Origin of the sequence: Streptomyces sp. NPDC058145 (genome assembly GCF_042884245.1) — a bacterium.
Taxonomy (GTDB): domain Bacteria; phylum Actinomycetota; class Actinomycetes; order Streptomycetales; family Streptomycetaceae; genus Streptomyces.
The window spans coordinates 107351-125368 of sequence record NZ_JBHVUH010000004.1 but is presented as its reverse complement, the minus strand read 5'-3'; the positions used below and the strand labels follow the sequence as shown (position 1 = coordinate 125368).

Below are 18018 nucleotides of genomic sequence, written 5' to 3'. Positions count from 1 at the left end.
ATCGTCCGGGTTGATCTTCCACTTCTCCCGAGGAGCGCCATGCGCCTCAAGCGGGTCTCGCTCACGACGGCGATATCGGTCGTCGCCGGGCTGACTGCCACCGTCGGCCTCGGCGGAGCCGCCGCCCAGGCCGACAGCTCCGCGGCGCTGCCGCTGGCCCACTACTCCCACATGCTGGTGGACACCGCCCACCGGCACATCTTCCTGAGCCAGGGCGCCGGTTCCGACGGCATCGTGGTGACCGACCTGAGCGGCACCCCCGTCACCACCGTCACCGGCGAGCAGGGCGCCACCGGCCTGGCCCTGTCGCCCGACGGCGGGACGCTCTACACGGCCCTGGCCGACGGTGACGCGGTCGCCGCCATCGACACGGCGACCCTCACCGAGTCCGCCCGCTGGCCGACCGGCGCCGGCAGTGCCCCGGTCTCCGTCGCCGTGGCGGGCGGCCGGGTCTGGTACGGGCACACCGCCGACGGCAAGGGCGCCATCGGCTCCGTGGACCCGTCCGCCGCCGACCCGGTGGCGACCCCGCAGCCGTCGATGTCGCAGTGGACGGCCGCGCCGCTGCTCGCCACCGGCGGCGGAGTGCTCGCGGCCGAGGAGCCCCAGGGCAGCCTCAGCCACGTGGCCACCTTCGACGTCTCCTCCGGGACCGCTTCCGTCGAGGCGGACACCGCGGTGTGCGGCGGCACGGCGACCGGTCTCGAGGTCACCGGCGACGGCGAGCGGGTGCTGCTCGCCGCTGTCCAGCAGTCGGCCCTGCGCGTCTACGACGCCTCGAACCTGGGCGCCGCGAACCCCGCCGTGTACTACACCGGCGGCGCGAACTCCGCCCCGAACTCCCTGGCGGCCGACACCGACGGGACGATCGCCGTCGGCAGCTCGGCCGGCTCGGGCGCGGGCGTCCACGTCTACGCCGGCTCGAACACCGTCGCCGAGAACCACCTCACGTTCCCGTCCGGCACCCTGGCCCCGGACGGGCTGGAGTGGGGAGCCGACGGCGTGACGCTCTACGCCGTCACCCGCGACTCCTCGGGCGCGTACGCCCTCAACGTGCTGGGCGGGGCCAAGCTCACCGACACCCAGCTCTCCCTGACCCACCCGCGGTACGCGGTCCCCACCCAGCAGTACACCCTCACCGGGTCGCTGAGCACCCAGGGCGCCGTCCCCGCCGGTGCCTCGGTCCACGTCACCCGTGACGGCACGGCACTGCCCGACGACGCCGAGGTCGGCACCGACGGATCGTTCACCGTCAGCGACACCCGGCCGGCCGAGGGCGCGTACACGTACGAGGTGAGGTACGCCGGTGACGCCACGCACCGGGCCGCGTCGGCCTCGCTCACGGTGCACGTGGCGCGGCTGTCCACGACCATCGGCTCCCCGGAGATCAGCTCGGCGACGCCGCACGCGGTGACCTTCACCGGCTCGCTCATGAGCCGGCTCGGTCTCGGCAGCCTGCCGGGGGACACCACCGTCCAGGTGTCCAGGACGAACGAGGACACCCAGGAGACCAAGCAGCTCCCGTCGGTGCCGGTGGACCCCGCCACCACCGAGTTCACGGTCGAGGACGCCCCGGACGCCACCGGCAGGTTCACCTACCGCCTGTCGTACGCGGGCGACGTCACGCACGAGCCGACGTCCTCCGACGCGACCGTGCACGTCTCGCCGTACGTCCCGGCCCTGACGCTGAAGGCTCCCGGCACCGCCGCCCGCGCCTCGGCGCTGTCCTTCACCGGCTCGCTCGGCGACGCCCCCTACGCCGCCGGCGAGAAGGTCACCGTCTCCCGCACGGACGCCGCGCACACGACGGCACCCGTGACCTGGACCGCGCCCGTGGGCACCGACGGCACGATCACCGTCACGGACAAGCCGGACGTCGGCGGCGCCAACACCTACACGGTCGGCTACCCAGGCGACGCCTCCCACGAGGCGGCCACCGCCTCCGCGATCGTCCAGGTCTCCCGGTCGAAGACGGCCCTCGCCGTCACCACCAACGCGTCCACGTACGCGTACGGGGCGACGGCCACCGTCACCGCCCACCTCGGCACCACGTACAACGGCCGCACGGTCTCGCTGTACGCCCAGCCCGGCGGCGGCACCAAGACCCTGCTGAAGACCGGCACGGTGGACAGCAAGGGCAACCTGTCGGCCACGTACAGGCTCACCCGCGGCACCACCTTCACGGCGTCCTACGCCGGCGACTACCGCTGCGCCCCGGCGACGATCACCCGCGCCGTCTCCGCCTACGCGAAGGTCGCCCAGAAACTCAGCGGCTACTACACGAGCACGACATACGGCGGCACCACCTACCGCGTCTACCACCACACGGTGAAGCCGCAGGTGACCGCGACCGTGACGCCCGCCAAGCCCGGCCAGTGCCAGCGCTTCCAGGCCCAGGAGTACTACAGCGGCGCCTGGCACACGCTCACCACATCGGGCTGCTTCACCCTCGACGCGAACAGCACCGCGGTGACGAAGCTGGCCCTCACCAACGCCACGGGCCACCGCTTCCGCGTCCGCTCCGAGTACGAGCACAGCAGGACGGACACCACCAACCTGACCACCTGGAGCTCCTGGCTCCACCTCACCGTCAGAACCTGACCAGCCCCTGAGCCGTACCCGGCCCGGACACCGCACGACGGTGTCCGGGCCGGCTCTGTTTTGGTGTGCCCCTGTCGGGTTCGGGGGTGGCGTGCGTCAGGATGGGCTCGTGGATGAACTCATGGGGGAGGGAGCCGCTCGCGGGCGGCTCGGGATGCGGTCCGTTCGGACGGCCGGGTGGTTGGCCGGAGGGGCGTTGCTGGTGGCCGGGGCCGCCTGGCTGGTGCGGGGGGTCTGGGAGATCAGGCTGGCCGTGGCGGGGGAGCCCGCTTCGGGGCCGCCGGACCAGGGGGACGGCGTGCACCGTCCGCTCAACGGGCTCGAGGACTCGTACCACGTCGTGACCTCGCTGGGCGGTGGCGTCGCGTTCGTGTGCGCGCTGCTGTTCCTGGCCTGGCTGTGGCGGGTGCGGGACAACGCGCGGGTGCTGTCGGGGCGGACGCCGAAGTACCTCGGGATCTGGGTGTACCTCGGGTGGGTCGTGCCCGTCGTGAACCTCTGGTTCCCGCGCGGGATCGTCGCGGACGCCTTCCGGGCCACCGCCCCGGAGCGGAAGCTGCCCGTCTCCGTCAACGTGTGGTGGGTGCTCTGGCTGATCGGCATGTTCGGTGGGGTCGGGCTGGTGTCGCGCGACTCGACGGACGAGATCATCGCGCGGGCCTACGAGGAGGTGTGGCCGCTGCTCATGGCAGACGCCGCCGTGGTCGGGGCGGCCGTGGCCGGGGCGTTCGCCGTGCGGGCGGTCACCGCCGCGCAGGTGGAGCGGATCCGGCAGGTTCAGGGGCGGGGCGTGGCGGAGGAGTCCGTGGGCGTCGTCGGCGGGTGACGGGGAACCCGCGTGCGGCCCGTGCGGCGGCCTCGTCGCCGTGCGGGTGGTGAGGTGGTCGTGGGACGGGGAGGATTTCTTCCGTGAGTGTCATCGCCATCGTGGGGGCCGGTCCCGGGCTCGGGGCCGCCGTCGCTCGCCGGTTCGGGCGGGAGGGCTACGACGTCGCCCTCATCGCGCGGGACCCGCGGCGGCTGGACGACCTGGTCCGTGAGCTGGCCGCCGACAAAGTCACCGCGCGCGGTTTCGCCGCCGACGTGCGCCGGCCGGAGGAGCTGGCGGCCGCGCTGAAGGACGCGGGCAGCGCCCTCGGGACCGTGGAGGTGCTGCAGTACAGCCCGGTGCCGCACCGGGACTTCATGCGGCCGGTGCTGGAGACCCGGCACCGGGATCTGCTCGGGCCGATCGAGTTCTCGGTTTACGGGCCGGTCGCGGCGGTGCAGCAGGTGCTGCCGGGCATGCGGGAGCTGGGCCGAGGGACCATCCTCTTCGTCAACGGCGGTACGGCCGCCGTGCCCCATCCCGAGCGGGCCGGTACCTCGATCGCGTTCGCCGCGGAGAGCGCGTACGGGCATCTGCTGCACGACCGGCTGGCCGACGAGGGCATCCACGTCGCCCAGCTGATCATCCCGGGGTCGATCACACCCGGGCACGGGCGCAAGGACCCGGCCGTGCTGGCGGACACCCTGTGGGCCATGCACCGCGACCGGCGCGGATTTCGGCACTACGCCGACGACCTCGACGGCTGAGACCGCGGGCGGGCCGGGGTCCCGGGTGCTGCCCTGCGTGAAGAGCATTTGTGAGCGAATATGGTGATGTTGGCCGCATAGCTCTCTTCGAGGGGGCCTCAATGGCTGTGGAAATCCCTTCGCTCATCAAGCCGTCCCGGCTCAGAAGCCGGGGAGGGCTGCTGGGCGAGTGTCTGGCGGAGTTCCTGGGGACCTTCGTCCTCATCTCCTTCGGTTGCGGTGTGGTCGCGACGGCGGTCGCCGCACTGCCCGGATCGGGCCGTGCCGCCACCCCCACGACGATCTTCCTGGCAGCCGGTGACTGGCTGCTGATCACCTGGGGCTGGGCCTTTGCCGTCGTCTTCGGCGTCTACGTCGCCGGCGGCGTCAGCGGCGCCCACATCAACCCGGCGGTGACCCTGGCCATGGCCGTGCGCCGCGGGTTCCCCTGGGTCAAGGTGGTGCCGTACTGGTTCGCGCAGATCGTGGGCGCGTTCACGGGAGCGGCGCTGGTCTACCTCGTCTACCACCAGGCGATCAACGCCTTCGACGCGGCTGTGCCGGGACCGAAGGTGAACGGGCATACCAATGCCACGTTCTCGATCTTCGCGACCTTCCCGGCTCCGTACTTCCACGGCGGGATCTGGGGGCCGTTGATCGACCAGATCGTCGGCACGGCCTTCCTGCTGATGCTGATCGCCGCCATCCTCGACCTGCGCAACCAGGCCGTGAAGGCCAACCTCGCACCGCTGATCGTGGGCTTCGTCGTCGCCGCGATCGGCATGTCCTACGGCGCGAACGCGGGCTACGCCATCAACCCGGCCCGCGACTTCGGGCCGCGGCTGTTCACCTGGGCGGCGGGCTGGGACAGCCTGGCCTTCCCGGGCAGTGTGGCCGGCTCGTTCAGCGCGTACTGGTGGATCCCGATCATCGGGCCGCTGATCGGCGCCGTGATCGGCATCCTGGTCTACGACCTGTTCATCGGCGATGTGCTGGTGGTCCGTTCCCAGCTGGGCGAACTGCCCGAGCCGGGCCGAACGCGCCCCGTGGAGGAGGAGGACTACTAGCATCGACGGCCGTCCACAGGCTGTGGACCGATCCCGCCCCTCACCACCCGGTCAGCAACAGGTGGTTCAGGAGCAGGGCCAGCGCCGTCTGGGCCGTGAGCCAGGCCCGGGGGCACGGAAGGTACGCGCACGCCGGGAGCAGCCACATCGCGAACGGCAGCCAGATCCGCTCGGTCTCGGCCTTGCTCATGCCGGACAGGTCGGCGACGAGCAGGGCGAGGAGGGCTGCGCAGACGAGGACCGCCAGGCGGACGGCGGCGGGGGAAGCGCGGTGGGTGAGGGCCGTGGCGGTCCGGCGCAGGCCCGCCGCCGTCGCCAGACCGGTGATCAGCACGGTGCAGGCCAGGTTGGCCCACACCCAGTAGCCGTAGGGCCGGGTGCCGCCGACGCCCTGGTGGTAACGGGTCACCAGCAGGCGGTACGCCGTCCACCAGTCGAACCCGGCGAGCGTGAACGCCAGGGGTACGACGGCCAGTCCGGCGAGCAGGGCCACGAGCAGGACGGGACGCCGGCGGACCCCGTCCCGGGCCACCCACACCGCCGCCGCGCCGGGCAGGGCGATGAGCGTGAGACCGTACGACAGGTAGCAGGTCAGGCCGAACAGCAGGCCGGAGGCGGCCGCCCACGGCAGGGAGCGCCGGGTGACCGCGAGGGCCAGCAGGGCCACCGCCCAGGCCGCGACCGCCGCGAACCAGCCGTCGGCCGAGGTGCCGGTCCAGACCGCGGCCGGGGCCAGCACCAGGAAGGGCGCGGCGCGGCGGGCGAGCGTCTCGCCGGCCAGGGCGCGTACGGCGACCAGGACGGCCACGCAGGCCGTGGCGCCGGTGAGCACGCACCACAGCCCGGCCCAGCCGCCCCCGCGCAGCCCGGCCCGGTCGAGGAGGACGAAGGTGAGCGTGGCGCCGGGCGGGTGGCCGGCGACATGGGCCGGCCAGGGGTCGGGGGTGCCGGCCACGATGTGATGGGTGAAGTCGCGCAGGGCGGCCGGGATGTCGTGGAAGCGGCCGATGACCCGGAGGTACTCCTCGCGGGTGGTGAGACGGCCCGCGACGCCCCGGTGCCAGCCGTCGACCAGGGCCAGGGAGAGGATCCAGGCCGTCGCCGTCGCCCAGGCCGCCGCGAGCAGGGCCCGCCAGGGCAGGCGGGCGGCGAGCGGCGGCCCGTACGCCACCCCGGCCGCGGCGAGGAGCACGGCGGCCGGGGTCCCGGGGCCCGGATGCGGGTCCCACTCGGCCAGCAGGGGCGGCCAGTGCACGAACAGGGTGTGGCGGGTGGACTGGATGTGGCGTCCGGTCAGCACGGCGGCCGTCACCAGCAGGGCGGCGGCCCCGGCGGCGTACAGGTCACGGCGGAGGTCGCGACGGGCGTCACGGCCGGCACGGCGGGGGTCGCGGCCGGTGTCACGGCGGAGGGAGGGGGTCACGTCGGCACGTTAGGCCGCACGGCCGCGCCGGAGCCGTCACACGAGGCGGACGTCAGCGTTTCGTCATCGGTCGTGGGCCCTTTTCCGGGCGCCCCGCGGCCTACCGTCTGCACATGCGCGACCATCCCCGGCTTCCCACCGCCCCCGGTTTCTGGCGCAGCCCCCTGCGCGGGCCCTGGTTCACCTCGGTGCTCGGCCTCGTGCTGCTCGCCGGCATCACCGTGCTGTTCGTGACCGGCCTGGTGTCGTACGCCGCCTACAACCCGGACCTGTCCCCGGTGAACGACACCACCCCGGACAAGGGCGTCCTCGGTTTCTACCTCTTCGCCTGGCCGGTCGGCCCGGTGTGGCTGTACCGGCTCACCCAGGGCGTCCACGTCACCCTCGGCATCACCCTCGTCCCGGTCCTGCTGGCCAAGCTGTGGTCGGTGGTGCCCCGGCTGTTCACCCTGCCGCCGGCCCGTTCCCTCGCGCACGCGCTGGAGCGGCTCTCCCTGCTGCTGCTCGTCGGCGGCGGGCTGTTCGAGTTCACCACCGGGGTGCTCAACGTCCAGCTCGCCTACGTCTTCCCGGGCTCCTTCTACCCGCTGCACTTCTACGGCGCCTGGGTGTTCTTCGCCGCGTTCGTGGCGCACGCCGTGCTGAAGGCGCCGGCGGCCGTGCGCACCGTACGGCGGCGGCTGCGCGCGGAACCGGAGAGCGACCTGGTCGCCCCGAGCCCCGACCCGCCCACCGTCTCCCGGCGCGGGGCGCTGTGGCTGGTCGGCGGCGGCTCGCTGCTGCTGTTCCTGACCACGGTGGGGCAGAGCCTGGGCGGCCCGTTCCGCCGCACCGCGCTGCTCGCGCCGCACGGCGGGGCCGACCCGGGCGGCGGCCCGAACGGCTTCCAGATCAACAAGACGGCCGCGTACGCCGGGATCGACGCGGCGGAGACCGGCGCGGAGGCGTGGCGGCTCGTCGTCACCGGACGGACCGGCACGGTGCGTCTCAGCCGCGCCGAGCTGCTGCGACTGCCCCAGCACAGCTCGTCGCTGCCCATCGCCTGCGTGGAGGGCTGGTCGACCGCCGACCAGTGGTGGCGCGGGGTGCGGCTGCGCGATCTCGCGGCGCTCGTCGGGCACGACGGCGAGGCGCCGGACGTGTTCGTGGAGTCCCTGCAGCGGCACGGAGCCTTCCGCCGCGCGGCCCTGCGCGCCAACCAGGTGGCCGACGGCCGCTCCCTGCTCGCCCTGTCCGTCAACGGCGAGGACCTGTCCATGGACCACGGCCACCCGGCGCGGATCATCGTGCCCGCAGCGCCCGGTGTGCTCAACACCAAGTGGGTGGCCCGGCTGACCTTCGGAGACCTGTGATGCGGCGTCGCTTTCCGGTCGGAAGTCCGTTCCAACTGCTGTTGTTGGCGTGCTCGTTCGCGCTCGCCGGGTACGCGGGGGTACGGCTGCTCGCCGGTGACTGGCGCGGGATCGCGCTGTGGATCGTGGGGGCCGCCCTGCTGCACGACCTGGTGCTGCTGCCGTTGTACGCGGCGGCGGACCGGGCGGTCGTCCGCGGGCTCGGCGCGGCCGGACACCGTGAGTGGACGCTGTACGTGCGGGTGCCGGCCGTGCTGTCGGGACTGCTGCTGCTCGTGTGGTTCCCGCTGATCCTCAACCTGGTGGACCGGCGCTACCGCGCGGCCACCGGCATGTCCGCCGATGTCTACCTCGGCCGCTGGCTGCTGATCACGGCCGTGCTCTTCGGCGGCTCGGCGCTGCTGCTGGTGCTGCGGGGGCTCGGCGTGCGCAGGGCGACGAAGCGGCGCGCACCGGCCGTCCACTGAGCGGCCGTCCGCCACCCGGCCCGGTCCGCGATCCGGAGCAGGGCCGGGGTGCCGATCCGGGCCCACGGGAACGGTTCGCCGACGGTTTCCCGGCCGTGGCGCACGACCCGCACCTCGGCGCGCTCGTCGAGGTCCGCCGGGTCGGTCTCGGTCATCAGCAAGCCGCCTGGGCACAGCAGTCGGCCCATCCGATGCAGCAGGGCGCCCGGGTCGCCACCGATGCCGATGTTGCCGTCCATGAGCAGGACGGTCCCCCAGCGGCCCTCGCCGGGCAGCGGGCCGAAGACGGAGCGGCGCAGCGCCTGGCCGCCCACGGTGATGGTGCGGGTGACGGCGGCCTCGGAGACGTCGACACCGAGCACGGTGCGGCCCTGGCCGGCGAGTTCCGCGACCAGCCGGCCGGGTCCGCAGCCGACGTCCAGGACGGCGCCCTCGCAGCGGGCCAGCACCGCCCGGTCCACGGCGTCCGCGCCTGCGCACCAGCGCTCCACCTCCAAGGGGAGCAGCCGGCCGTCGGTATGGCGCAGGAACAGCGGACCCCGGCCGCTGCGCAGGGCCGCGGCGTACGGATCGCAGGCCGCCCAGGCGGGCGGGGCGCCGGCCGTGCTCATCGGCCGGCCGTGCAGTCGGCGAGCCGCGCGGCGAAGGCGCCGTGCGGGGCCAGGGCGGCGACGGCGCGGGCGTCGGCGGCGGTGTCGACGTCCCGCAGACCGGGCAGGTCCCGCACCCGCAGCCCGGCGGCCACCAGCCGCTCCCGCTGCACGGCCCCGGTCACCGGCGTCGACATGGGCACACCGCGCAGCAGCGCGGGCTCGGGGCGGGCCAGGCCCAGCGCCCAGAAGCCGCCGTCCTCGGCCGGGCCGAAGTACGCGTCGCAGTCCGCGAAGTCCACGGTGAGCAGGGCGGGGGTGACCTGCGGGGTGTCCATGCCGATCAGCAGGGCGGGGCCGGGGCAGTGGGCGAAGGCGTCGGCGAGGCGGTCGTCGAGGCCGCCGGCGCACTGGGGGACGACGTCGAAGCCGGGTGGGAGCCAGGGGCCGGGCCGGCCGTCCAGGACGAGGAGTCTGCGGGTGGCGGGGGTTTCGGCCACGGCGCGCAGGGTGTCGGTGAGGGAGGCTTCGGCGAGGGTGGCGGCCTGGGCGGGGGTGAAGGGTGGGGTGAGGCGGGTCTTGACCCTGCCGGGGCGGGGCTCTTTGGCGATGACCAGGAGGGTGATCATGGTTCGGACTCCTTGTGCGGCGCGGGATGGTGCGACTCCTGACGGGCGCGGGGAACCGCGCGATCAGCCACCGTCGGCCCGCGGCCGGGGACGGACAACGGGTGGCTCTTTCAGGACCGTGCTCATGTCCCGCACGGCGTGCCACGTGCCGCGCCAGGTGCCGGTGACCTTGGAGGTGCCGGTGCGCGGGAGGTAGGGGACGTCGTGCTCGGTGATGCGCCAGCCGGCGTCGGCGCCGCGCACCACCATCTGCAGGGGATAGCCGCTGCGCCGGTCGGTGAGGCCGAGGGAGAGCAGGGCCTCCCGGCGGGCGGCGCGCAGTGGGCCGAGGTCGTGCAGGCGCAGCCCGGTGCGGCGGCGCAGCAGCCGGGCCAGCGCCAGGTTGCCGGCCCGGGCGTGGGCCGGCCAGGCGCCCCGGGCCTGCGGGCGGCGCCGGCCGAGGACCAGATCGGCTCCGCCGTCCCGGATCTCGCGGACGAACGGGACCAGGTGCGCGGGGTCGAGGGAGGCGTCGCAGTCGCAGAAGCACACCACGTCGGCGGTGGCGGCCAGCAGCCCCGCGTGGCAGGCGGCGCCGAAGCCCCGCCGCTCCTCGGGGACGACGGTGGCGCCGAGGGCGCGGGCGAGACCGGCGGAGCCGTCGGTCGACCCGTTGTCGACGACGAGGGCGCGCCAGCCGGGCGGAATGCGCTCCAGCACCCAGGGCAGGGCCTCGGCCTCGTTCAGACAGGGCAGGACGACGTCCACGCCGGCGGGGAACGGTGAGGTGGTCACGGCGTTCACCCTACGAAGCCGAACCGTGACGAACCGGACACCCGCTCCTTACGAAACCCGGACGTCGGAGCCGGGACCGGGCCGCGGCGGCGGCGTGGTGCCAGGGTGGGAGGCATGCAGCAGCCATACGCATCACCGGACACCGGACGGCGGACGGACACCCGGGGCCGGATCCTCGTCGTGGACGACGACCCGACCGTCGCCGAGGTCGTCGCGGGCTATCTGGACCGTGCCGGGTTCGCCGTGGACCGTGCCGGCGACGGTCCGGCCGCCCTCGAGCGGGCCGCCGAGCACCGGCCGGACCTGGTGGTGCTCGATCTGATGCTGCCCGGCATGGACGGCCTCGAGGTGTGCCGCCGGCTGCGCGAGCGGGGCTCGGTGCCGGTCGTCATGCTCACCGCGCGCGGCGACGAGGACGACCGCATCCTCGGCCTGGAGGTCGGCGCCGACGACTACGTCACCAAGCCGTTCAGCCCGCGCGAACTGGTGCTGCGGGTGGAGTCGGTGCTGCGCCGCGCCCGGCCCGCCGTACCGCGCGGCCGGCTCGGCGCGGCCGGTCTGACCGTGGACCCGCAGGCCCGCCGCGCCACCAAGAACGGCGAAGAACTGCTGCTCACCCTGCGGGAGTTCGACCTGCTCGCCTTCTTCCTGCGGCACCCGGGCCGGGCGTTCGGCCGGGAGGAGCTGATGCGGGAGGTGTGGGGCTGGGACTTCGGCGACCTGTCGACCGTCACCGTCCACGTCCGGCGGCTGCGCGGCAAGGTCGAGGACGACCCGGCCCGGCCCCGCCTCATCCAGACCGTGTGGGGCGTCGGCTACCGCTTCGACGCCACGGGGAAGGAGGCGGTCTGACGTGCGCGACAACCTCCTCATCGCCCTCTACGCCTTCCTCGGCGCCGCCGCCACCGGCCTCGCGGGGGCGGCCGTGCTGCGCCTGATCCGCAGACGCTCCCTCACCGCCTCGCTCGCCGTGGTGGCCGCCGTCGGGGTGGTGGCCATGCTCGCCGGGACCATGGCCGTGGCCCGGGCGATGTTCCTGTCCGCCCACGATCTGCGGGTCGTCACCGCCGTCGTCGCGATGGCGGCCGTCGTCTCCCTGGCCACCGCGCTGCTGCTGGGCCGCTGGGTCGTCGCCCGCAGCCGGGAACTCACCGACGCCACACGGCACTTCGGCGACGGCGGCGCCTTCGCCGCGCCCACCGTCCCGGGCACGGCCGAACTGGACGCGCTGAGCCGCGAGTTGGCCGCCACCAGCGCCCGGCTGACCGCCTCCCGGGACCGCGAACGGGCGCTGGAGACCTCCCGGCGCGAGCTGGTCGCCTGGATCTCGCACGATCTGCGCACCCCGCTCGCCGGGCTGCGTGCCATGTCGGAGGCGCTGGAGGACGGGGTGGCCACCGATCCGGACCGCTACCTCAAGCAGATCCGCACCGAGGTGGAACGCCTCAACGAGATGGTCGGCGACCTCTTCGAGCTCTCCCGCATCCACGCCGGCACGCTCCCCCTCAGCCCGGCCCGCGTCTCCCTGTACGACCTGGTCGGCGACGCCCTCGCGGGCGTCGGACCGCTCGCCCGCGAGCACGGTGTACGGCTGGTCGGGGACGGGGTGGAACCGGTGCCGGTGGAGGTCGACGGCAAGGAGATGAGCCGGGTGCTGGCCAACCTGCTGGTGAACGCCATCCGCCGCACCCCCGCCGACGGCACGGTCGCCGTCGCCGCCGAGCGCGCGCCCGGGGGCGTGGTGCTGTCGGTGACGGACGGCTGCGGCGGCATCCCCGAGGAGGACCTGCCCCGCGTCTTCGACACCGGCTGGCGCGGCACGGACGCCCGGACGCCCCCGGCGGGGGCGGGGCTGGGCCTGGCGATCGTACGGGGGATCGTGGAGGCGCATCAGGGTCAGACCTCGGTACGCAACATCCCGGGCGGCTGCCGCTTCGAGGTGACCCTCCCGGCGGCCGGGGCATAGCCCGGGCATAGGCCGGGTCTGTGGGCGCGTCCGACCTGTGCCCGGGAGGGTCCGCCGAGCCGGTGAACCCTCCCGGTCACGCCACCGGCGAAAGAACCTGACCAAGCACTACTGGCCCGCCAGGTCGGCCCCGAAAGCGGAGTACTCCCCGGCCGGAAGCCCCACCCTCGTCGGGCCGAAGCTCGTCGACGCACTGGTCGAGTAGAGGGTGGACGAGGCGCCCGGCAGGAACCAGACCGCGCCCTCGGGGTCGTTCTCGTTGTCGGCGACGGCCGTGAGGTCGGCGTGGCCGTCGCGGTTCACGTCTGAGGCGAGGAGGGACGAGCCGAATCCGTCGCCCGGCTCCAGGCTGCCCGGCACGCCGGGACTGTCCTGGGTGAGCAGGACCGGGCGAGCGGCGGAGAGGCCGGAGGCCGAGCCGCGGAGCAGGGTGATCGCCCCGGCGGAGGAAAGGTAGTGGGACTCGTCCCCGAAGGTCTCACCCGGCGCGCCGAGGAGGAACAGGGTCAGTCGGTCAGGGCCGCGCCGAAGTACGAGCGGGAGCCCAGGCCCAGGGATTCGGTGGTGAGCAGGACGGAGCCGGCGCCGGTGGGGCCGGAGGAGGTTCCCGGCAGGAGGTGCAGCCGGCCGATCTCGTTCGCGGTGGCGACCAGTTCGGCGCGGCCGTCGTGGTCGAAGTCGCGCAGCAGGACCGAGGAGCCGAGCCAGGCGTCGTCCTCCTCGGCGGGGTCGCCCGCGACTCCCGGCGTGCCGGTGTCGTACTGGCGGGAGCCGGTGCCGGTGAGTCCGCCCCGGCCGCCGCGCAGGACGGTGACCGCGCCGGCGCGGAAGAGGTTGCCGCCGATCACCTCGCCGGGGATGCCGACCGCGAGGTCGGGGTAGCCGTCGCCGTTGGTGTCGGCGGCGGACACGTCGTAGCCGAAGTAGTCGACCGACTCCGGGGTGCCGGGTACTCCGGCGGTGGCCTGGGTGAACGTGGTGGCCGAGGTGGCGGGGCCCTGGGAGGTGCCCTTGAACACGCTCACGGAACCGCCCTTGCCGGCCCGGGCCGTGCCCACCACGAGGTCGCCGTAGCCGTCCTTGTCGAAGTCGGCGATCGTGGCGCTCGCGCCGACCAGGCCCGAGTCGCCCGGCACCCGGACCTTGCGGGCCGGCTTGGCGGGGCCCCCGGAACCGCCGCGGTAGAACCAGGCGCGGTTGGTCCAGGTGTCCGAGTCGTAACCGAGGACGGCGAAGTCGGCGGTTCCGTCCTTGGTCACCTTGCCGGAGACCACGAGGTCCGGCTTGATGTCCTCGCCGTCGACCGGGTCGAGGTTGGTGGCCGTGCCGCGGGAACCGGACCTGGTGAACGGCCCACGCACGACGTAGACGTAGTCGTCGGTGATCGAGACCACGTCCTGCCTGCCGTCCGCGGTGAAGTCGCCCACCGCCACGTCCTTGGCGAAGCCGCAGTCCTTGCAGGCCGGGCTCTTGAACGACGTCCCCTCGGTCAGGCCCGCGCGGGAGCCCCACAGGATGGTGAAGGTGCCGTGGTAGGCGCCGACGTCCTCGCCGGGAGCGGTGACGACCAGGTCGCCGTAACCGTCCTTGTTCATGTCCGCGGCGGTGACCTTGGCGCCGAAGAAGTCGTTCGTCTCCGCCCCGCCCGCGATGCCCGGGCTGTTCTGTGTGATCAGCGAGCGCTTGGCGGGGTCGGGGCCGTGGGCCGAGCCCCATACGACCACGACTGCCCCCGCCTGCTTCTTCCCGGACACGGTCGCGGTGCGGTCGCCGAACGCGAGGTCGCGGTGGCCGTCGCCGTTGAAGTCGTCCACGTACTTCGCGACGGCCGCGGTCGCCGGCGTGGCCAGGACCGGCGGGGTCAGGACGGAGGCCAGGAGCCCGGCGGACAGCAGGCAGAGGCGCTTACGGATGGTGTCTCCCGGAGTCGAGGCGGATGCCGGGCGCCCCTTGGGCGCGATGAGGAGACCGCCCGCGAGAGACAAGGGTTGTATGGGAACCGGAACAATTCCTGTGACCGCGGCGGGAGTTCGCGCAGGCAGCTTCCGCGACGGCTCAGCGTGTCCGCGCGAACTCCCGCATCCCCTCGGCGAAGCCGGTCTCCGGCTTCCAGCCGAGTTCCGCGCGCAGGCGGGAGGAGTCGGCCGTGATGTGGCGGACGTCGCCCAGCCGGTACTCGCCGGTGACCAGCGGCTCGGGGCCGCCGTGGGCGGCGGCCAGGGCGCGGGCCAGGTCGCCGACCGTGTGCGGCTCACCGCTGCCGGTGTTGTACGCGGTGAGCGTTCCGGGGCGCCCCCCGGCCTCCAGTGCGGTCACGTTGGCGGCGGCCACGTCACGCACGTGGACGAAGTCCCGGCGCTGCCGACCGTCCTCGAACACCCGCGGCGGCTCGCCGTGTTCGAGGGCCGAGCGGAAGAAGGAGGCGACGCCGGCGTACGGGGTGTCGCGGGGCATCCGGGGGCCGTACACGTTGTGGTAGCGCAGCGAGACGGCCGTACCGCCGGTGCAGCGCGCCCAGGCGGCGGACAGGTGCTCCTGGGCGAGCTTGGTGGTGGCGTAGACGTTGCGCGGGTCGGCCGGGGCGTCCTCGGCGACCAGTCCCGGGGCCAGCTCGGCGCCGCAGGAGGGGCAGTCCGGTTCGAAGCGGCCGGCCGCCAGTCCGGCTTCGGCGCGCGGGCCGGGCCGTACGACGCCGTGCGCCGGGCACGTGTAGCGGCCCTCCCCGTACACCACCATCGAGCCCGCCAGCACCAGCCGCCGCACGCCCGCCCCGGCCATCGCGGCAAGCAGGACGGCGGTGCCCAGGTCGTTGTGGGAGACGTACTCCGCCGCGTCCGCGACGCCGTCGCCGAGGCCCACCATGGCCGCCTGGTGGCAGACCGCGTCCACCCCGGCGAGCGCGCGGGCGACCGCCGCCGGGTCGCGCACGTCGGCTCCGGGATCGGTCCGGACGTCGTACACCACCGGCTCGTGCCCGCGCGCCCGCAGGGCGTCGACGACATGGGACCCGATGAACCCGGCACCGCCGGTGACCAGTACGCGCATACGCCCACGCTAGGCCCGGGTCCGGCCCCGGGCCGCGTCCGGCGGACGGCGCGTCACGGGTCCGTAAGGACCTCGTCACCAGCGGCCGGGGCGGGACGTGCCCGGCGGGCGACGAGGACGGTGCCGGCACAGCAGAGCACGCCGATCGTGCCCGCGACCGTCATGAGGCCGTAGGCCGATACCCAGTCGTCGCCCGCCGGATAGCGCTGGCCGCACAGGCGGTTGGTGGCGGGCCTGGAGCCGGCCACCTCCAGGCACACCCGGACGCCCGCCCCGGGCTTCGTGCCGTAGGGCAGATCGTTCAGTTCCCGGTCGGTGGAGTAGCGGCGGGCGCCCACCGTGTAGGCGATCTCCATCCGCACGCCGCCCTTGGGCTCGGGCACCGCGTGCTCGACGACACCGGTGACCCGCCGGGGCGCGGCGTCGATCCGCCGGGCGTCCTGCCGCTGCCGGGCCGCCGCGAGCGCGGTGGACACGGCGAGCGCGCAGCACACCGCCCCGATCGCCGCGCAGGTGATCCACGTCCGCTTCCCCACGCTGGCCATGCGCGGACCCTAGTGCCCCGGCGGGCCCGCCGGGGAGGGGTGCGTCAGTTCCGGGGACCGGCCGCCGCGGGTTTCGGGGTCTTCGTGGACGGCGCCTTCACCAGGTCCACGTCCTGCTCCCGGACATAGGCGAGCCGGTGCCCGAACTGGATCTCGTAGTAGCGCTCCCGGCCCTTCACCACCGGGTTGGGGACGTCGCCGAAGGACTTGCCGGCCCAGGAACCGAGGACGCTGGACCGGGTCACGTACCGCTGGCCCGCGCGGAGGTCGTACGGCAGCGGCGACTCGGGCTGTTCCTCCACACCGTCCGGGTAGGCGTCCTCGTCCGGCAGCGCGCGCCCGTACACCGGGATCTCGCTCAGGCCCTCCTTGGGCGTCACCATCCGGCCGGCCGCGCCGACGGCCACGGGGTGCTTCTTCGGGTTCTCGAACCAGGCCTTGTTGCCCTGGAACCAGATCGCCGTCCAGTCGCCGCTGCGCCCGGCGACCGCGAACGTCTGGCCGGCCGAGACCCGCGAGCCGAGGTCATTGACGTCCTCAGTGGAGTCGTCGCCGTCCGGGTGCCGGCCCATGTCCTGGATCAGCGGCGCGTCGTCGGACGGCTCGGTGTGCAGGCGGACGGCGCTGGAGCCGTGCGGCGCGCACGGGTCGCCCTTCCCCGTGCACCCGGTGAACCGCGGCTTGTGGGTGGCGTAGTCGGGCAGCACGGTCACCATCGGACTGTCCGCTCCGGCCGTCGCCTTCAGCGGGGCGCCGAGCAGGTCGAAGTAGTGCCGCCAGTCCCAGAACGGGCCGGGGTCGTCGTGCATGTCGGGGATGGAGCCGGCGGTCGGGGCGGGCACGTTGTCGTGGCCGAAGATGTGCTGCCGGTCCAGCGGGACGCCGTACTTCCGCGCCAGGTAGCGCACCAGGCGGGCCGAGGTCCGGTACATCGTCTCGGAGAACCAGGCGTCGGGCTGGGTGAGGAAGCCCTCGTGCTCGATGCCGATCGAGCGGGCGTTGACGAACTGGCTGCCCGAGTGCCAGGCCTCGTCCTTGGTCTTGATGTGCTGGGTGACATGCCCGTCACGGGAGCTGATCGAGTAGTGCCAGGAGGCCTCCGTCGGGTCCTGCACGGTCTTGAACATGTTCGGCAGGATCGCCTCGGTGTCGTGGATGACGATGTAGTCGATCTTCTGGTCCCGGGGCCGGTCGGCCAGGTCGTGGTTGCCGTATCCGCCGTTGTCGTCGGTCACGTCGTAGGACGCGCTCAGCCAGGAACAGGACAGCTCCGGCGGGCACTCGGGGTCCTGCGCCCGCTGCGGGCCCGACCGGCCGGCGGGGTTCCAGCGCACCTCGGGGCGGGCGGTCAGGCTGACCCGCTGACCCACGTCGGTGGTGCGGTGCGCGCCCTGCCGGATCACCTCGAAGACGTCGTGCGCGTACGTCGCCGCCTCCGCCTTGTCGCTGGAGCCGGAGAAGCGGGTCACCGCGTCCCACCAGTCCGCCGGGTTCGTGCTCAGCGGCTTGCCGAGTGCCTTCTGGGTCGCCGCCAGGAGGGCGGCGCCGCCGCGCACGTTGGCGGCGGCGTCCAGCCGCAGCCGGTCCGTCGCCTCTCCGGTCAGGCGGGCGGCCCGGCGCAGGTCCGCCGCCTGCTGTTCCGGACGGCCGCGCGCGGGCCGGGCCGCGGGCCGGGGCGAGGGACCCGCCGCCCCCGTGACGCCGGCGTCCACCAGGTGCATCGGCCCGTAGCCGCCGCCGGTGCTCGGGACGCCCGGATGGGAGTCCCAGCGCGACTGCAGATAGGACACGCCCATCAGGACGCTCACCGGTACGTGGTAGGCCTGCGCGGCGGTCGCGAAGTCGTCCTGGAGCTGCCGGTCCTCCACCTCGCCGTCGTCGGACGGCGGCCACGCCAGCAGCGGCAGCAGGAGCGCCGCCGAGGCGGTGGCGCAGATCAGCCCGTTGCGTCCGCGTACGGCGCCGGGGACACGGGACATGACACGACTCCACATACGCAAGGGCC

General features: G+C 74.0%; 16 protein-coding genes. 7 read left to right on the top strand and 9 right to left on the bottom strand.

The window, feature by feature from the left end:
• Positions 1-39: 39 nt before the first annotated feature.
• The 4 genes from ACFVVO_RS10560 (at position 40) to ACFVVO_RS10545 (ending at position 5222) form a co-directional block, all read left to right on the top strand.
• Positions 40-2601: a hypothetical protein gene (locus tag ACFVVO_RS10560; protein WP_390053585.1), complete on the top strand. Its 2562-nt coding sequence runs from the start codon at positions 40-42 to the stop codon at positions 2599-2601.
• 202 nt (positions 2602-2803) lie between these two features.
• Positions 2804-3427: a DUF4328 domain-containing protein gene (locus ACFVVO_RS10555; protein WP_390053583.1), complete on the top strand. Its 624-nt coding sequence runs from the start codon at positions 2804-2806 to the stop codon at positions 3425-3427.
• A gap of 83 nt (positions 3428-3510) precedes the next feature.
• Positions 3511-4176, top strand: coding sequence for an SDR family NAD(P)-dependent oxidoreductase (locus ACFVVO_RS10550; protein ID WP_390053582.1), 666 nt, complete (start codon positions 3511-3513; stop codon positions 4174-4176).
• 101 nt (positions 4177-4277) lie between these two features.
• On the top strand, positions 4278-5222 hold the full coding sequence (locus tag ACFVVO_RS10545) for an MIP/aquaporin family protein (protein WP_390053580.1): 945 nt from the start codon (positions 4278-4280) through the stop codon (positions 5220-5222).
• A gap of 40 nt (positions 5223-5262) precedes the next feature.
• Here the strand turns inward: ACFVVO_RS10545 and ACFVVO_RS10540 are convergent, their stop codons facing one another.
• Complete coding sequence (locus ACFVVO_RS10540) at positions 5263-6564, bottom strand: hypothetical protein (protein ID WP_390054116.1); 1302 nt, start codon at positions 6562-6564, stop codon at positions 5263-5265.
• Between the two features lie 194 nt (positions 6565-6758).
• On the opposite strand from ACFVVO_RS10540, the gene ACFVVO_RS10535 reads away from it, so the two are divergent.
• A complete protein-coding gene (locus ACFVVO_RS10535) occupies positions 6759-7997 on the top strand; it encodes a molybdopterin-dependent oxidoreductase (RefSeq protein WP_390053579.1) in 1239 nt (412 codons plus the stop codon).
• Positions 7998-8343: 346 nt separating this feature from the next.
• On the opposite strand, the gene ACFVVO_RS10530 is transcribed toward ACFVVO_RS10535, so the two are convergent.
• From ACFVVO_RS10530 to ACFVVO_RS10520, 3 genes are all read right to left on the bottom strand, one after another.
• Complete coding sequence (locus tag ACFVVO_RS10530) at positions 8344-9075, bottom strand: class I SAM-dependent methyltransferase (protein ID WP_390053577.1); 732 nt, start codon at positions 9073-9075, stop codon at positions 8344-8346.
• Entirely contained in the window at positions 9072-9683 is a 612-nt protein-coding gene (locus ACFVVO_RS10525) for a DUF2064 domain-containing protein (RefSeq protein ID WP_390053575.1), read from the bottom strand. The genes ACFVVO_RS10530 and ACFVVO_RS10525 overlap by 4 nt, the downstream gene beginning before the upstream one ends.
• A 63-nt stretch (positions 9684-9746) precedes the next feature.
• Positions 9747-10466 (bottom strand): glycosyltransferase family 2 protein, encoded by a 720-nt coding sequence (locus tag ACFVVO_RS10520; RefSeq protein WP_390053573.1) that lies wholly within the window; start codon positions 10464-10466, stop codon positions 9747-9749.
• Between the two features lie 105 nt (positions 10467-10571).
• Here ACFVVO_RS10520 and ACFVVO_RS10515 point away from each other — a divergent pair, with 105 nt between their 5' ends.
• Positions 10572-11309 (top strand): response regulator transcription factor, encoded by a 738-nt coding sequence (locus tag ACFVVO_RS10515; protein WP_390053571.1) that lies wholly within the window; start codon positions 10572-10574, stop codon positions 11307-11309.
• Position 11310: 1 nt separating this feature from the next.
• Entirely contained in the window at positions 11311-12423 is a 1113-nt protein-coding gene (locus ACFVVO_RS10510; protein ID WP_390053569.1) for a sensor histidine kinase, read from the top strand.
• Between the two features lie 108 nt (positions 12424-12531).
• On the opposite strand, the gene ACFVVO_RS10505 is transcribed toward ACFVVO_RS10510, so the two are convergent.
• From ACFVVO_RS10505 to ACFVVO_RS10485, 5 genes are all read right to left on the bottom strand, one after another.
• A complete protein-coding gene (locus ACFVVO_RS10505) occupies positions 12532-12783 on the bottom strand; it encodes an FG-GAP repeat protein (protein WP_390053568.1) in 252 nt (83 codons plus the stop codon).
• Positions 12784-12929: 146 nt separating this feature from the next.
• Positions 12930-14408 carry an integrin-like protein gene (locus ACFVVO_RS10500; protein ID WP_390053566.1) on the bottom strand — a complete coding sequence of 493 codons (1479 nt, stop codon included), beginning with the start codon at positions 14406-14408 and terminating at the stop codon, positions 12930-12932.
• Between the two features lie 70 nt (positions 14409-14478).
• A complete protein-coding gene (locus ACFVVO_RS10495; protein ID WP_390053565.1) occupies positions 14479-15468 on the bottom strand; it encodes an NAD-dependent epimerase/dehydratase family protein in 990 nt (329 codons plus the stop codon).
• Positions 15469-15521: 53 nt separating this feature from the next.
• Positions 15522-16013: a hypothetical protein gene (locus tag ACFVVO_RS10490; RefSeq protein ID WP_390053563.1), complete on the bottom strand. Its 492-nt coding sequence runs from the start codon at positions 16011-16013 to the stop codon at positions 15522-15524.
• 44 nt (positions 16014-16057) lie between these two features.
• Positions 16058-17992, bottom strand: coding sequence for an N-acetylmuramoyl-L-alanine amidase (locus ACFVVO_RS10485; protein ID WP_390053561.1), 1935 nt, complete (start codon positions 17990-17992; stop codon positions 16058-16060).
• Between the last annotated feature and the right edge of the window lie 26 nt (positions 17993-18018).